The following is a 14,764-nucleotide window of genomic DNA, read 5'->3' on the forward strand; positions in this document are numbered from 1 at the left end:
CGCGGCGGGAGTTCACTGCCGCCGGTGCGCGAGTTGATCCTCAATGAAGAAATCTACCGGCGGGTGATCGCCGAGCTCGTGCCGCAGGCCACGCGCTTCCTGTGGATCATCACCGCGGACATCAAGGACCTGCACGTGCCCGCGGGCAGGCGGGCCTATCCCTTCCTCAAGGTGCTTGCGGATCTGGTGGAATCCGGAGTGGCGGTGCGCTTGATCCACGCCAAGGAGCCGGGCCCGCGCTTCCGCCAGGACTTCGACCGCTATCCGGTGCTGGTCGAGAGCGAGCTCTTCGAGCGTGTGCTCTGCCCGCGCGTCCACACCAAGGCGGTGGTCGCAGACGGCAAGCGCGCCTTCGTCGGCTCGCCGAATCTCACCGGCGCGGGGATGGGTGCGAGACACGCGGACAAGCGTAACTTCGAGGCCGGCTTCCTGACCGATGAGGCGGAAGATCTGACCAAGCTGATGACCTGGGTGGATGATCTCTTCATCGGCGAATATTGCGGGCGCTGCCGGCTCCGCGACCGCTGCCCCGATCCGCTGGATGGCGATTGAAGGGGAGAAGATTGCCCGCCTTCGTTCTCGTCATTCCGGCCCGGGCTGCTTCAACATTCCGGGGATGAATGCCCTGACTCTCCTCTCGCATCCTTTCAAGCGCACGCTCGCTGCCGCCGTGGCGGGTTGCTGCATGCTCTCTTCCGTCCGCGCGGAGGCCGAACATCCGGAGAAGCCGCTGCTTTGGAAGATCGAGGGCGCGGAGGTGAAGAAGCCTTCTTATCTCTTCGGCACCATCCACGTCGGCAAAGGGCCTGCCGCCACGCTCCATCCCGCCGCGGCCAAGGCCTTCGACGAGGCCACCGCGATCCACGCGGAGGCCCCGATGGACGCCGTCTCCCAAATGGGAGCGGTCAAGCACGTGATGCGTGGCGACGAAACGACCCTGAGCGAGTCAATCGGCCCGGACTTGGTGAAAAAACTGAATGCCGAACTCAAGCGGATCAATCCGGCCCTCGATGCGACCCCCTTCGAGCAGCTCAAGACTTGGTATGTGGCGATCATGTTGCCCTTGCTCAAGCTCCAGCTCGACGGCACGAAGCCGCTGGACATGCTACTGTGGGAAAAGGCCGCGAAGGCGGGCAAGAAGACCGCGGGGATGCAGGCCATCGCTGACCAACTCGCGGGCTTCAATGAGTTCAATGAGAAGGAGCAGGTCGTTCTTCTTTCCGAAACGATCCGCTTCCAGCGCGAGGAGCGGGAAGCCGGCAAGGACTCGCTGCAACTCCTGATCGACGCCTATCTGACCGGTGATACCAAGAAGATCGAGGAGGAGGTCGACAAGTCCTTGAAGGCCACCCTCGAGGGCGAGCACAAGGAACTCGGCGAGCGCCTGATCAAGCGCGTCCTGAAGGATCGCGACGTGATCATGGCGGATTATATCGACGCCACCCTCAAGAAGTCCCCCGAGGATGTCCACTTCTTCGCGGCCGGGGCCGCCCATTACAGCGGCGATAGCAGCGTGCGCGCGCTGCTGGAGAAGAAGGGCTACAAGATCACCCGGATCGAGTGAGATGGATTACACGGATCCGATGGACTCGGGCTCCTTTAGTGAACCGCTCAAACCCGCGGTCTCCGCCACGATTTCGTAGCTCCGCTTGCGATCCTCGTGGCGATAGAAGCCGGAGTGGATGATCAATTCATCCGCGCCGGTTGCCGCGACGAGTTTTTCCAGCTTCTCCCGCACCGTCTCCGGTCCGCCGACGATCGCCGCGCCGAGGTGCTCGTGCACGGCAGCCTTTTCCGCCGCACTCCAGCGGCCGTCCATGCTTGCGACCGGTGGCGGTACCGGGGTCGGCGCGTGACGGATCAGATGAAGGATCTGCTGTTGGACCGAGGTGGAGAGGAAGCGCGCCTCCTCGTCGCTTTCCGCCGCGATCACCGGGACACCGACCATGGCGTAGGGCTCCGGCCAGCGCTCGGAGGCCTGGAAGTTCGTGCGGTAGATTTCCAAGGCTTCGAAGAGAAGACGCGGCGCGAAGTGCGCGGCAAATGCGAAAGGCAAGCCGAGCAGCGCCGCCAGGTGCGCGCTGAAGGTGCTGGATCCGAGCAACCACACCGGCACGTTCGAGTTGGCTCCGGGAATCGCCTTCACCCGCTGTGCCGGATTCGGCCTACCTAGCAGCGCGATCAATTCCTGGACCTGATCCGGGAAGTCATCCGCAGCGGAAGGATCGCGGCGCAGGGCGCGGGAGGTCGTCTGGTCCGTGCCCGGGGCGCGGCCAAGCCCGAGGTCGATCCGGCCAGGATACAAAGCTTCCAAGGTCCCGAACTGCTCGGCGATGATCAGTGGCGGGTGGTTGGGTAGCATGATCCCGCCCGAGCCGATGCGCATCGTTTCCGTTCCCGCCGCGACATGACCGATCAGCACCGAGGTTGCGGCGCTCGCGATGCCCGGGATGTTGTGATGCTCCGCCAGCCAGAAGCGCGTGTAGCCGAGCTTCTCGACATGGCGTGCGAGGTCCACGCTGTTCCGGAAACTGTCCGCCACGGTCCCGCCCTCGACGATCGGTGAAAGATCGAGGACCGAGAGCCGGACGTCGCGGAGAGATTTCATGGCGGGAAAGTTAGAGAGCTCCGGCGAGGCACGTCTCAAGCGCCGGGTAGTCGGTGTAGCCTTCGGGGCCGCCGCCATAGAAGCTGGCGGGGATCGGTTCGTTGAGCGGGGCTCCGGCGCGGAAGCGCTCCGTTAGATCGGGGTTGGCGATGTAGAGTCTTCCGTACGAGATCGCATCGGCTTCGTCATCCGCAAGCAGCTTTTCACCCTGTTCCTTGGTCAGTTCCTGGTTGGCGATGAAGGCCCCGGTGAAGGCCTTGCGCAGGGCAGGGCTGAAACGTGGGCTGGCTTCCAAGGGTTCCCGGACGAAGACGAAGGCGAGTCCGCGCTGGCTGCATTCGCGGATGACATGGCCGTAGGTGGCGGCCGGATCGCTATCGCCGTTGCCATTTGCGGGCAGGGCCGGTGACAGGTGCAGGCCGACGCGATCCGCGCCCCATACGAAGATCGCTGCATCGACCGCTTCGAGCATGAAGCGCGCGCGGTTTTCGATACTGCCGCCGTACGAATCGGTGCGGTGATTCGTGCTGTCGTTCAGGAATTGCTGCGGCAGGTAGCCATTGGCGCCGTGAATCTCCACGCCATCGAAGCCCGCCTTGAGCGCGTTTTCCGCGGCGCGCCGGTAGTCCTCGATGATGCCGGGAATCTCGGAAAGTTCCAGCGCCCGCGGCACATCGTAGGCCTTCGGAGGGCGCAGCAAGCTGACATTGCCCTGTGCGGCGATCGCGCTGGAGGACACGGGCTGCCCGCCATTCAGGTAGTGCGGATCCGAGATGCGGCCGACGTGCCAGAGTTGCGCCAGGATGGTGCCGCCGGCCTCGTGCACCGCCTGCGTCACGAGCTTCCAACCTTCCACCTGCGCGTCCGACCAAAGGCCGGGGGTGTCAGGATAGCCGACGCCTTGGGGCGAGATGGAAGTGGCCTCAGCCAGGATCAGTCCCGCGCTGGCACGCTGACGGTAGTACTCGGCCATCATCGCGTTCGGCACGCGGCCTTCGCTAGCACGGCAGCGGGTGAGGGGTGCCATCACGATGCGGTTGGGGAGGTCCCAAGCACCGATGCGGACAGGTTGTTGGAGTGAGGACATAAGGTTCAGTTCTTCAGGGACGCCATATCGATCACGAAGCGGTACTTCACATCGCCCTTCAGCAGGCGGTCGTAGGCTTCGTTGACCTGTTGGATGTCGATCATCTCGATCTCGCTGGCGATTCCCTTCGCCGCGCAGAAGTCGAGCATCTCCTGGGTCTCGGCGATTCCGCCGATCGCGGATCCGGAGAAGCTGCGGCGTGGCAGCAAGAGATTGAAGGCCGCCACCGGCAGGGGATTCTCCGGTGCGCCGACGAGGGTCAGGTTGCCGTCCAGCTTCAGGAGCGTGAGATAGGCATTGATATCGTGATCGGCCGAGACGGCATCGAGGATGAAGTCGAAGCTGGAAGCATGCTTCTGCATCGCTCCGGCGTCGGTCGAGACCACCACTTCATCGGCACCGAGTTTCAAGCCGTCTTCAACCTTCGAGGGCGAGGTGGTGAAGAGCACGGTGCGGGCTCCCATGGCGTGGGCGAATTTCACGCCCATGTGGCCGAGGCCGCCGAGGCCCACGATGCCGACCTTCTTGCCGGGGCCGACCTTCCAGTGGTGGAGCGGCGAGTAGGTGGTGATGCCCGCGCAGAGCAGCGGGGCTGCTGCCGCGGGATCGAGTCCGTCAGGAATCCTCAGCGTGAAGGCCTCGTCCACGACGATGGAATCCGAGTAGCCGCCGTAGGTGATGCCGCCCGAGTGCTTGTCCTGGCCATTGTAGGTGAAGGTCGGGAATTGCAGGCAGTACCTGCTCGAGGCCGGCCTTGCAGTTTTCGCATTCCCGGCACGAGTCCACCATGCAGCCCACCGCGGCGAGATCGCCGGTCTTGAACTTGGTGACCTCGGCACCGGTCTTGGTGACCCGCCCCACGATCTCGTGACCCGGGACGCAGGGGTAGGTGGTGTTGTGCCACTCGTTGCGGACCTGATGGAGGTCCGAGTGACAGACCCCGCAATAGAGGATTTCGATGTGGACATCGCGCGGGCCCGCTTCGCGGCGCTCGATGGAAAAGGGGGCGAGTGCGGCGGTGGCGCTCTGGGCGGCGTAGGATTTGGAGGAGCTCATGGTTGAGAATGGGGTCTGGCAGGTCTGACGACCTATCCTAGAAAGCGCTGCGCACAAGGCCGCCGTCCACGCGCAGCGCGGCGCCGTTGATCGCGGAGGCGAGCGGGCTGGACAGGAAGGCGATGAAATTTCCGATCTCTTCCGGCTGGATCAACCGGCCGATCAGCGAGGTCGGGCGATTCTCCGCCATGAAACGCTTGCCGGCTTCCTCCAGCGACACGTCTGGAAAGATCTCCTGCACGAACTTCGCCACGCCTTCGGTCAGGGTGGAGCCGGGTAGTACGGCATTCACCGTAACTTTCGAGCCCTTGGTCAGCTCGGCCAGGCTGCGCGAGATCGAGAGCTGCATCGTCTTGGTCGCGCTGTAGTGGGCCATCTCCGGCGCGGGAGTGATTCCCGATTCACTGGAGACGAAGAAGATCCGGCCCCAGTCCTGCGCCAGCATCTTCGCAAGGTAGTGACGCGCCAGGCGCACGCCGCTCATGATGTTCACCTCGAACATTTTCTGCCAGGCCTCGTCGGTCTCGTCGAAGAATCCGACCGCCTCGTAGATGCCCAAGTTGTTCACCAGGATGTCCACATCCGGATACGCCGTGATGGTGGTATCGCAGCCATCCGCGGTGCCGTTATCCGCCGCCAGCGGCAGCAGCTTGGCATCCGGGAGTTCGGCCTTGATGGCCTGGATCGCCTTGTCCACCGCGGAGGCGGAGCGGCCGTTGATGATGACCGTCGCGCCCTCCCGGGCGAGCGAGGTGGCGATGGCTTGGCCGATACCGCCGGAAGAGGCGGTGACCAGTGCGGTTTTTCCTTCGAGATTGAGATTCATGGGAGTGTCACGGGCGGTGGATTGCGTTCGAACGTGGCCTGGTGGAAGTAAGGGTAGGCGAGGGGCGTGGCGCTGGCGGCGTCGAGTTTCGCCACCTGCTCCTTGCTCAGGTTCCAACCAACTGCATCCAGGTTCTGGCGCAACTGTTCTTCGTTGCGCGCGCCGATCACGATGGTCGAAACGGTTGGCCGCTGCAGCAGCCAGTTGATCGCAATCTGCGCGACCGTCTTGCCGGTCTCCGCAGCGACTTCATCCAGCGCATCGACCACGCGGTAGAGATATTCTTCTTCGACCGGCGGGCCGACATCGACATTGAGCTGGGATTGCAGGCGGGTGCCTTCCGGTGGCGGTGAGCCGCGGCGGATCTTGCCGGTCAGGCGTGCCCACCCGAGCGGGCTCCACACCACCGCGCCGACCTTCTGGTCAATCCCCAGCGGCATCAGCTCCCACTCGTAGCTGCGGCCGATCAGCGAGTAGTAGGCCTGGTGGGCGACGTAGCGCGCCCAGCCGTATTTCTCGGCGAGCGCTAGCGACTTCATCAAATGCCAGCCCGAGAAATTCGAGACGCCGAGGTAGCGGATCTTTCCCGCGCGGACCATCTCATCGAGCGTGGACAGCGTTTCCTCGATCGGCGTTTGCGCATCGAAACCGTGGAGTTGGAAAAGATCGATGTAGTCGGTGCCGAGCCGCTTCAGGCTGGCCTCGATGGAGCGGATCAGGTGGTGGCGGGAGGAGCCGATCTCATTCGGGCCCTCGCCCATCCGGAAGGTGGACTTGGTCGAGATCAGCACTTGGTCGCGCTTGCCTTCGATCGCCTTGCCGAGGATCTCCTCGGCATGCCCGGCGGAGTAAACGTCCGCGCTGTCGAACATGTTCAGCCCGGCTTCCAGGCTGATGTCGATGAGGCGCTTGGCTTCATCGACGCCGCTGTCGCCCCAGGCTTCGAACAGCGGGCCCTTGCCGCCGAAAGTGCCGGTGCCGAGCGTCAAAACCGGGACCTTCAGCCCGGAGCCTCCTAGATGACGATATTCCATGGTGGGGTGGGGTTTGTTCGAGATTCATCGAACATCTAAACCCGGATTCTGCGGCGTCAAATGCTAATTCGATCATTGTCGAACAATTCACCCATGCTACCTTGCGCCGCGATGAAGCCCTACACCCATCCGGAACTTGCCGATGTCACCCTGCCGGTGGTGATGCAGGCGCTTTCGGATCCCTGCCGGATCGAGATCCTGCGTAGCTTGATGGATGCCGGTGAACTCGCCTGTGGCGATATCCCGCTGACGATCTCCAAGGCCACCGTTTCGCACCACTTCGCCGTGCTGCGCGAAGCGGGGCTCGTGCTGACCCGTTCCGAGGGCACCCGCTGCTTGAATACGGTGCGTGAGAATGAGTTGGAGAAGCGCTTCCCCGGCCTGATCGCTCTCGTGCTTAGCGAGAAGCCGAAGAAGGTCGCGAAGAAGGCGGTCTCCGCCTGAATGCGAATTTCTTCAACGATTCGCCGGTAAGCGTTCGAACGGGTGGGTGTGCAATCCCCACGCCGCCACCGACGGACGACCCTACTTACTGGGAGCGCCGGGCACCGCCCGGCTGAAGCGACCCCGACGGCGGGCGAGATCACGAGCGTGGATGGAGAGCGCCGTTCTGACTGTGCGGACCGGAAGGTGGAGAAGGCAGTGAGGGACCACTCTGCCCGGCGGTCCCAGTGGGGCTGCCACTGTGTTGTAAGCGGAGGGGCGCGGGTCGCGGTGGCTGCGCCGCTGCAACTTCCAAAAAACCGGGAACAAACCTCCACCTCCTTCCTCCCAACCCTCGGTCCGCCGCTTGCCGCTTTTTTGCTGCACCGCGGCGCGAGCCTCCTAGGATCTCCACAATCCGGAAACCCCGATGAAAACCTTCACTCTCAACGTCAACGGCCAGCCGCGGAAAGCCGAGGTCGAGGAGGATACGCCGCTCCTCTGGATCCTCCGCGATCACCTCGACCTCGTCGGCACGAAATTCGGCTGCGGGATGAGCCTCTGCGGCGCCTGCACTGTCCATGTCGATGGCGAGGCGGTCCGCTCCTGCGTGATGCCCGTCTCGGCGGTCGGCGACAAAAAGGTAGTGACCATCGAGGGCCTTGCCAACGACGGCAAGCTGACCGCGGTCCAGAAAGCCTGGTGCGATCTCGATGTCGCCCAGTGCGGATACTGCCAGGCCGGTCAGATCATGAGCGCCACCGCGCTGCTCCGTGAAAAGCCGAAACCGACCGACGAGGACATCGATCTCGCGATGTCCGGTAATCTCTGCCGCTGCGCGACCTACTGCCGCATCCGCCAAGCCATCCACACCGCCGCCGCCACCCAATGAAAACCACCCTCCCATCGATGGATCGCCGCGGCTTCTTCCGCATCAGCGCGCTGGCCGGCGGCGGCTTCATGCTAGGCGCTTGGAATGCCGTGGCCGCGGAGGAAGCGGCGACCTTCTCGCCGAGCGCTTTCATCCGCATCACTCCGGAAGGACTGGTCACCATCCTTTCGAAGAACCCGGAGGTCGGGCAGGGGATCAAGACCTCGCTGCCGATGATCATTGCCGAGGAACTCGAAGTGCCTTGGGAAAAGGTCACCGTCGAACAGGCGCCGGTGAACGAAAAGGACTTCGGCCGCCAGGTCGCCGGCGGCAGCATGTCCACGCCCACGAACTACGATAAGCATCGTAAGTTGGGCGCGGTCGCCCGGACCATGCTGGTCCAGGCCGCGGCCAATGAGTGGAGCGTTTCTCCCGGCGAATGCGAGGCAATCGCCGGCGAAGTCGTTCACAAGACCAGCGGCAAGAGGCTCTCCTACGGCGCGCTTGCCAGTGCTGCGGCGAAACTGCCGGTGCCCGATGAGAAAACGGTCACATTGAAGAAGGTCGAGGACTTCAAGCTTCTGGGCAAGCGGATCGGCGGCGTCGACAACCCGAAGATTGTCACCGGCCAGCCACTCTTCGGCATCGACCAGAAGCATCCCGGCATGAAGTACGCCGCCTACGTCCGCTGCCCGGTCTTCACGGGCAAGGTGAAGGAGGCCAATCTTGACGAGATCAGGAAACTGCCAGGGATCGCCGATGCCTTTGTCCTCGAAGGCAGCGAGGATCACTACGGCCTGCTGCCCGGCATCGCCATCATCGCGAACGATACCTGGAGCGCCTTCAAGGCGAAGAATGCCCTCAAGGTCACCTGGGACGCGGATGAAAGAGAAAGCTTCGCGGCACACTCGTCCAAAGCTGCCGAAGTCCTGAAGGGCAAAGCCGCGAACGAGATCCGCAAGAGCGGCAATCCGGAGTTGCCGGACGATGGCAAGACCGTCGAGGGCACCTACCATTACCCGCACCTTTCCCACGCCAATCTGGAACCGCAGAACTGCACCGCGGTCTTCAAGGACGGGGCCCTCGAAATGTGGGCACCGACTCAGAATCCCGGCAGCGGTATCGATGGCATTGCGAAGGCGCTCAAGCTGTCAAAGGACAAGATCACGGTCCACATGACCCGCATCGGCGGCGGATTCGGCCGGCGGCTGATGGGTGACTTCATGGTCGAGTGCGCCGCGATCGCGCAGAAGCTGGAGGGCACCCCGGTGAAGGTGACATGGACCCGCGATCAGGATCTCGCCCACGACTACTATCGCCCCGGCGGCTGGCACCGCTTCCGCGGCCGGCTCGATGACTCGGGCAAGATCGACACCTGGGCCGATCATTTCGTGACCTTCGGCCTCAACAACGAGGACCGCCCCGGCAACGGTGCGGATCTCGGCGGCGACGAGTTTCCCAGCCGCTTCGTCCCGAACCTCCTGCTGGAGAAAACGGTCTTCGCCAGCAATACGCCGCTCGGTTATTGGCGTGCTCCGGGCTCCTGTGCCCTTGCTTGGGCGATCCAGGGCTTCGTCGATGAGATGGCCCATGTCGCGAAGAAAGACCCGCTCGCATTCCGCTTGGAATTGTTAGGCGATGACCGCGAGGTGCCGCCCAGCGGTGGCCGCGGCCAGCCCTACAATGCCACCCGCATGAAAGGCGTGCTGAAGCTCGTGGCGGAGAAGTCCGGTTGGGGCGAGAAGCTCGAAGCCGGGCGGGGGAGGGGCATCGCTTTCCACTTCAGCCATCTCGGCTACGTGGCCGTGGTGGCCGATGTCAGCGTGAGCAAGGCGGGAAAGCTCAAGGTCAACAAGCTCAGCGCCGCCGCCGATGTCGGCCCGATCATGAATCTCAGCGGCGCGGAGAACCAGGTCCAGGGCTCGATGATCGACGGCCTCAGCGCCGCATGGTTCCAGGAAATCCTGGTCGAAAAGGGTGCCGTCCAGCAGAGTAACTTTCACGAGTATCCGCTCATCACCATCAAGGATGCCCCGCCGGTGGAAGTCCACTTTGCCAAGTCCGACTACCCGCCCACCGGCCTCGGCGAGCCCGCGCTGCCGCCCGTTGCCCCCGCCATTTGCAATGCGATCTTTGCCGCCACCGGCAAGCGCATCCGCACCTTGCCCCTCGCGAAACAGGATCTAAGCTGGAGCTAATCGTGTCCGACTGGCCATTCCTCTTCGACTTCGCCCGCAAGCACTCCCCCGGAAGGCTCGCCCTCGCTACATTGGTTGCTCGGGAGGGCTCCAGCTACCGCCAGCCCGGCGCGCGGATGCTGATCGGAGAGGACGGCAGCTTTTGCGGTTCGCTCAGTGGCGGCTGCCTTGAGGAAGGTATTGCCAACACTGCCCGCGGCGTGCTCGCGGAAGGCAAGCCGCGGCGCATCGTCATCGATACCCGTCCCCACTTCGGCTGTCCCGGGAAGCTTCACATTTTCATCGAGGAGATTGCGCACGCCCTGCCCGCCCGCATCGAAGCCTCGCTCCGCGAGCGCAAAGGCATTGCCATCGTCACGGGTCCTGCGGGCACGCGCATCGATACGCAAGCCGGGGCTGACGAACTCTTGGAAAAGGTAGTCCCGCCACCGCGCCTCGTGGGTGTCGGCTGGACTCCCGATCTTGATCCAGTCCTCGGCTTCGCCGCCGCCTTGGGTTGGGAGTGCCACCGCGTTCTACGCGACGAGCGCATGATTGTCGAAACTCCGGTAGTCGCCGGCGAGAGCATCCGCTCCCTCGCGGCACCGGATTTTACCGCCCACTTCCGCCCGGATCCGGCCACGGCGATCCTGGTAATGACCCACCACCTCGCCACCGATCTAGCCTTCCTGCGGGAGATCCTGCCGGCGGGCTACGGCTACGTCGGCCTCCTCGGTTCGCGCCGCCGCCGCGAAACCCTTCTGGCCGAACTCGGGTCCCTCGGCCTGTTAGAAGATCCTTCGGTCACCGATCGCTTCCACGCGCCCGTCGGTCTCGATCTCGGCGGCCATCACCCCTCGACCATCGCGCTGGCGATTGTCGCGGAGATCCAGGCGGTGCTCGCCGGAGCCAGTGCAGGCTTCCTGCGCGAGCGCATCGGCACCATTCATCCTCAGCCGCAGCCCGTCTGAAAACCGGCGCGATCATCCTGGCGGCCGGTCGCGCAAGCCGCTTCGGCGCTGCCAAGCAATTGCTGGAGTGGCAGGGCCTCACCTTGCTCGACCGCGCTTGCCTGACGGCACTCGATGCCCGTTGCGATCCGGTCCTCCGTGTCCTCGGTGGCCACGCCTCCGAAGTCCTGGAGCGTCCCTGTCCGGAGCGGATCGAGACGCTGGTCCATGAATCGTGGCAGGAAGGAATGGGCTCTTCGCTCGCTGCCGGGGTCTCGCGTCTCGCGGAACTCGCGCCGGATCTCGATGCCCTGTTCGTCCTCCTGCCGGATCAACCGCTGGTCACTACAGAGCTGTTAGGCTCGCTCGCAGCCGGACTTGAGGAGGGCAAGATTTCCATCGTCCTCTGCGATCATGGAAAGACCCTAGGTCCACCTTCGCTCTTCCGGCGCTGTCACTTCGCCGAACTCGTCCTGCTGCGGGGCGACCAAGGAGCAAAGGTTCTCGCCGCCCGATTCCCGGATGCCGTGACCACGATCGACTTTCCCGGAGGAGCCTTGGACATCGACACTCCCGAAGCATGGGAGCGCTTCACGGGTTCTCGGGCCACCACTCCGTGGCCAGAAGCTCGGTGATCTCCAGCCAGTTTTTCCCGTCCTCCCCCGGATGCCGCATCAGGCGCAAGACCGCATGGCCGGGCTTTCCCCAGTCGGTGGATTTCTTGAGCATCTCGTGCAGTTCCGAGCCGGTCGGGACGAATCCGTAGCGGTCCCGGTCCGGCAGCGGCGGATCGAGCCGGAAGGCGGTGAACCCTTCCCGCTTCGGTGCGAAATTCGTGATTCGCACTAGCAGATGGAAGGCGCCCTTATCGCCCGCCTGGCCACCGGCGAAGCGGCTGAAGTGGTCGTCATGGAATTCCACGAAGCTTCCCCAATCGACTTTCCAGCCCCCCTCCCGGTTCATGACCGCCACGGGGAAGCCTTCTGGTGCTTGCCCGGTGGTCACGAGATAGATGTAGAAATCCGGGACCCCTGCGCTGTCATCGCGAGACTCCTGAACGGCCACGGAAAGCGGGTTTATGGGGCCGTCGTGCTCTTCCGCGTAGTAACCCTTCATCACTTCGGCCATCTCCTCGGGATTTGCCACGTGCTTGAGCCGCGCGTGCCAATCCGGTGCCAAGAGGAAGGCCTTCAGGGCTGCTTCCGGCGCGGCGAGGATTTTTAAGGGTGGACCTTCGTCGGCTGGCTCGTCCGGCTTGTCCGGCGCAGCTGCGAGTTCCGGATCGGGTGGGGCAGGGAGTTCCGGCACCGGCTCGACCAACTTTGGAGCGGGTTGCGACGGCGGGTGCGTCTTCGCTTTTGCGATGGGCTCCTTGGCAGTCTGCGCTTTTGTGCAGCCGATCAAATAGCCGATGATCAACCCGGTGGTTGCGGCAAGGGCGATGGACAAAATTAGAACGGTGGCTGCCGGGTTGGTTCGCTTGGCGGGCGGGCTTGTCGCTTTCGAAGCGCGGGGGGCCGTCGGTAAAGGTGCCGCTGGCGTCGCCGCATCGGCGTGTGGCAATGGCGCGGTCCGGGTGGCAAAGGGTGAAGCCTCCGGAGAATAGTCCGACGGAATCATCTGCTCAACCGGAGCTGGTTGCGGAGCCGGAGCAGGCTGAGGGGTCGGGGTAGGCTGCGGGGTCGGAGCAGGCTGCGGGGTCGGGACAGGCTGCGAGGCCGGAGCAGGCTGCGAGGCCGAGGTAGGTTGCGGGGAGGGGATGCTCTGAGCCACTGGAGCCCTTCGCGCGAAAGGGCTGAATGGATCGTTGGCCTTCGATCCCGAAAAGGACGCAGGGGCCGGCGCGGGTTGCACGGTCGCGACCGGGGATACCACGGGCGATTCAAGCGGCGGCGCGTTGACCGCGGGCCGCAACTCCGCGCGCCGGGCCTTTTTTCCCTGGGTCGGATCGGGCCCGATGATCTCCTGCTGGCAGCGCGGACAGGGACCCGTGAAGCCCGCCGCGGATGGCGGCACGCTCAGGGTGATCCCGCAGGCCGGGCAGTGGAATTGAATCAGGTCTGCCATCAGGCTATCTCGCGCGACTGTTTTGCCATGAACACGATGCGCTGTCGATGGGCTCACCCCTGAAAAATGTCGTAGCTCACTTTGGCCACCCCTTCCTGCACCGCCAGTCGGGCGACGTGGCGTGCCAGCAAGGGGTGCGAGAGGTGCCGCACCGTGAATGGTGCCAAGCGGGGATGCGACTCCTTGCCAGCCAGCGATACGGTTTCGGGAGCCAGCGACATGCCGGTGCCCAGGGCCTTCAATAGGGCTTCTTTCCGCGTCCAGATTTCCAGCAAGGCGGCAGCGCGAGCCCCTTCCTGGTCCGGCAGCAGGGCGATCTCCTCCGGGTGGCAGAAGGAAGCTTCGCAGCCTAGCAGGCTAGGCGCACGTCCGGCGGCTTCGATGTCCACACCCACGGGGCCCTCCCTGGAGAGGGCGACCAGCGCGAGATCCTCGCAGTGGGAGAGGTTGAAGTGCAGGCCGATATAGGGCTCCGGCAAGGCGGGCTTGCCGAATTCACCCGTGATCAAGGTCAGTTCAGGCGTGGGGATTCCAAGCGCCCGCCCCAGGATTCGCCGCAGAGCCGCGCGGCAGGCCCGCCAGTGGACGGCATCTTTCTCGAAACGGAAACGGGCGGCGAGTTCCTGCTCAGCGGATATCAGATCCCCGTGCGGGTCTGCGACCGATGCAGGGTCCACGATGTGGACGATGACGGTGCCGGCTGCGGGAAGGTCAGGAACCACGGGCGGAATGCTGGACCCTTTTCTTGCGGATGGCCAATCAACTCACCTCGATCATGAGCGCGGTGGTATTGTCCCGGCCCGAATCCGCCACCGCCTCCTTCACAAGCGTCTCCGCACAGAGTTGCCTCCGCGCCAATTCCCCGATCCGCCGGTCCCAGAGGCCATCGATCAGCCCATCCGAGCAGATCAGGAAGCGGTCGCCCACCTGGCAATCGACCCGGCCGATGTGCGGATCGATCTTGTGATCGCCGGCTCCCAGTACCTGCGAGAGTGAACTGCGCCCCGGGTGGACCCGTGCTTCGCGCTCGTTGATCTTCCCGGAGCGGCGCAGCCAGCCCACATGGGAGTGATCGTGCGTGAGCTGGAGCATCTCCCCATCCTTCGGGAGGTAGTAGATCCGGCTGTCCCCGACGTGGCAGAACCACATCGAGCCCGGCATGAACCAGCACAGGCTCAGCGTGGCACCCATGCCGTGGCACTCGGGATAGTAGCGGCCCAGATCGGTGATCGAATGATGGATCCGCTCGAACAATTCCCGGAGAATGTCCTGAAAACCCGTTTCCATGTGCTGGGCCGCCATGCCGAAGCTCGACGGCAGCAGCCGGGTGATTTTCTCAACTGCGATCTTGCTCGCGAATTCCCCGGATTTCGCCCCGCCCATGCCGTCGCTTACCGCGAAAACGTAGTCGGATTCTCCCAGGCTTCCGCCGCCGGTCTTGCCGAGGTAGCGGATTTCGCGGGCATCGAAATTCAAGGCAAGGAAAGCATCTTCGTTGTTGGTCCGGAAGCGGCCGACGTGGGTCATGCCGGACCAATTGATAGACAAAGGCTGCGGCGGGTTTTCAGGCGCGTCTCGGGTCACGTTCGGCGGCGATCTTGCGCGAACCGCGCGGGTGCGGGCAAAAAGAAAATGTCGTCCCGCACTTGTAGCTTGGCCCGTGAA

The 14,764-nt window shown here is 64.0% G+C and carries 15 protein-coding genes and 1 pseudogene; 8 read left to right on the plus strand and 8 right to left on the minus strand.

Annotated elements, in window-relative coordinates:
- The first annotated feature begins 24 nt into the window (after positions 1-24).
- Both ABWK72_RS20480 and ABWK72_RS20485 read left to right on the plus strand, forming a co-directional pair.
- On the plus strand, positions 25-552 hold the full coding sequence (locus ABWK72_RS20480; protein WP_367871440.1) for a phospholipase D-like domain-containing protein: 528 nt from the start codon (positions 25-27) through the stop codon (positions 550-552).
- Positions 553-616: 64 nt separating this feature from the next.
- On the plus strand, positions 617-1,564 hold the full coding sequence (locus ABWK72_RS20485; protein ID WP_367871441.1) for a TraB/GumN family protein: 948 nt from the start codon (positions 617-619) through the stop codon (positions 1,562-1,564).
- Between the two features lie 6 nt (positions 1,565-1,570).
- On the opposite strand, the gene ABWK72_RS20490 is transcribed toward ABWK72_RS20485, so the two are convergent.
- The 5 genes and pseudogenes from ABWK72_RS20490 to ABWK72_RS20510 all read right to left on the minus strand — a co-directional run bounded on the left by ABWK72_RS20490 (position 1,571) and on the right by ABWK72_RS20510 (position 6,611).
- Positions 1,571-2,608, minus strand: coding sequence for an LLM class flavin-dependent oxidoreductase (locus tag ABWK72_RS20490; protein WP_367871442.1), 1,038 nt, complete (start codon positions 2,606-2,608; stop codon positions 1,571-1,573).
- A gap of 10 nt (positions 2,609-2,618) precedes the next feature.
- A complete protein-coding gene (locus ABWK72_RS20495) occupies positions 2,619-3,695 on the minus strand; it encodes an alkene reductase (protein WP_367871443.1) in 1,077 nt (358 codons plus the stop codon).
- Positions 3,696-3,700: 5 nt separating this feature from the next.
- A pseudogene (locus ABWK72_RS20500) lies at positions 3,701-4,751 on the minus strand (NAD(P)-dependent alcohol dehydrogenase).
- A gap of 37 nt (positions 4,752-4,788) precedes the next feature.
- The gene (locus tag ABWK72_RS20505) at positions 4,789-5,577 is read right to left on the minus strand and encodes an SDR family NAD(P)-dependent oxidoreductase (RefSeq protein WP_367871444.1); all 789 of its coding nucleotides are present in this window, start codon (positions 5,575-5,577) and stop codon (positions 4,789-4,791) included.
- Positions 5,574-6,611, minus strand: a complete 1,038-nt coding sequence (locus tag ABWK72_RS20510) for an aldo/keto reductase (protein WP_367871445.1) — start codon at positions 6,609-6,611, stop codon at positions 5,574-5,576. Before ABWK72_RS20510 ends, ABWK72_RS20505 begins: the two co-directional genes overlap by 4 nt.
- Positions 6,612-6,704: 93 nt before the next feature.
- Between ABWK72_RS20510 and ABWK72_RS20515 the strand changes: the two genes are divergently transcribed.
- From ABWK72_RS20515 to ABWK72_RS20535, 5 genes are all read left to right on the plus strand, one after another.
- Positions 6,705-7,055, plus strand: coding sequence for an ArsR/SmtB family transcription factor (locus tag ABWK72_RS20515; protein ID WP_367871446.1), 351 nt, complete (start codon positions 6,705-6,707; stop codon positions 7,053-7,055).
- A gap of 409 nt (positions 7,056-7,464) precedes the next feature.
- Complete coding sequence (locus ABWK72_RS20520; RefSeq protein WP_367871447.1) at positions 7,465-7,926, plus strand: (2Fe-2S)-binding protein; 462 nt, start codon at positions 7,465-7,467, stop codon at positions 7,924-7,926.
- Positions 7,923-10,103, plus strand: coding sequence for a molybdopterin cofactor-binding domain-containing protein (locus tag ABWK72_RS20525; RefSeq protein WP_367871448.1), 2,181 nt, complete (start codon positions 7,923-7,925; stop codon positions 10,101-10,103). Before ABWK72_RS20520 ends, ABWK72_RS20525 begins: the two co-directional genes overlap by 4 nt.
- A gap of 2 nt (positions 10,104-10,105) precedes the next feature.
- On the plus strand, positions 10,106-11,053 hold the full coding sequence (locus tag ABWK72_RS20530) for an XdhC family protein (protein WP_367871449.1): 948 nt from the start codon (positions 10,106-10,108) through the stop codon (positions 11,051-11,053).
- Positions 11,054-11,070: 17 nt separating this feature from the next.
- The gene (locus ABWK72_RS20535; RefSeq protein WP_367875361.1) at positions 11,071-11,667 is read left to right on the plus strand and encodes an NTP transferase domain-containing protein; all 597 of its coding nucleotides are present in this window, start codon (positions 11,071-11,073) and stop codon (positions 11,665-11,667) included.
- Here ABWK72_RS20535 and ABWK72_RS20540 read toward each other — a convergent pair.
- Positions 11,624-12,481, minus strand: coding sequence for a hypothetical protein (locus ABWK72_RS20540; RefSeq protein ID WP_367871450.1), 858 nt, complete (start codon positions 12,479-12,481; stop codon positions 11,624-11,626). The genes ABWK72_RS20535 and ABWK72_RS20540 overlap by 44 nt on opposite strands.
- 358 nt (positions 12,482-12,839) lie before the next feature.
- On the opposite strand from ABWK72_RS20540, the gene ABWK72_RS20545 reads away from it, so the two are divergent.
- Positions 12,840-13,085, plus strand: a complete 246-nt coding sequence (locus ABWK72_RS20545; protein WP_367871451.1) for a hypothetical protein — start codon at positions 12,840-12,842, stop codon at positions 13,083-13,085.
- A 67-nt stretch (positions 13,086-13,152) separates the two neighbouring features.
- On the opposite strand, the gene ABWK72_RS20550 is transcribed toward ABWK72_RS20545, so the two are convergent.
- A complete protein-coding gene (locus ABWK72_RS20550; protein ID WP_367871452.1) occupies positions 13,153-13,821 on the minus strand; it encodes a 4'-phosphopantetheinyl transferase superfamily protein in 669 nt (222 codons plus the stop codon).
- A gap of 37 nt (positions 13,822-13,858) precedes the next feature.
- The gene (locus tag ABWK72_RS20555; protein WP_367871453.1) at positions 13,859-14,626 is read right to left on the minus strand and encodes a PP2C family serine/threonine-protein phosphatase; all 768 of its coding nucleotides are present in this window, start codon (positions 14,624-14,626) and stop codon (positions 13,859-13,861) included.
- Positions 14,627-14,764 lie beyond the last annotated feature (138 nt).

The organism is Luteolibacter sp. Populi (assembly GCF_040801775.1).
Classification (GTDB): domain Bacteria; phylum Verrucomicrobiota; class Verrucomicrobiia; order Verrucomicrobiales; family Akkermansiaceae; genus Haloferula.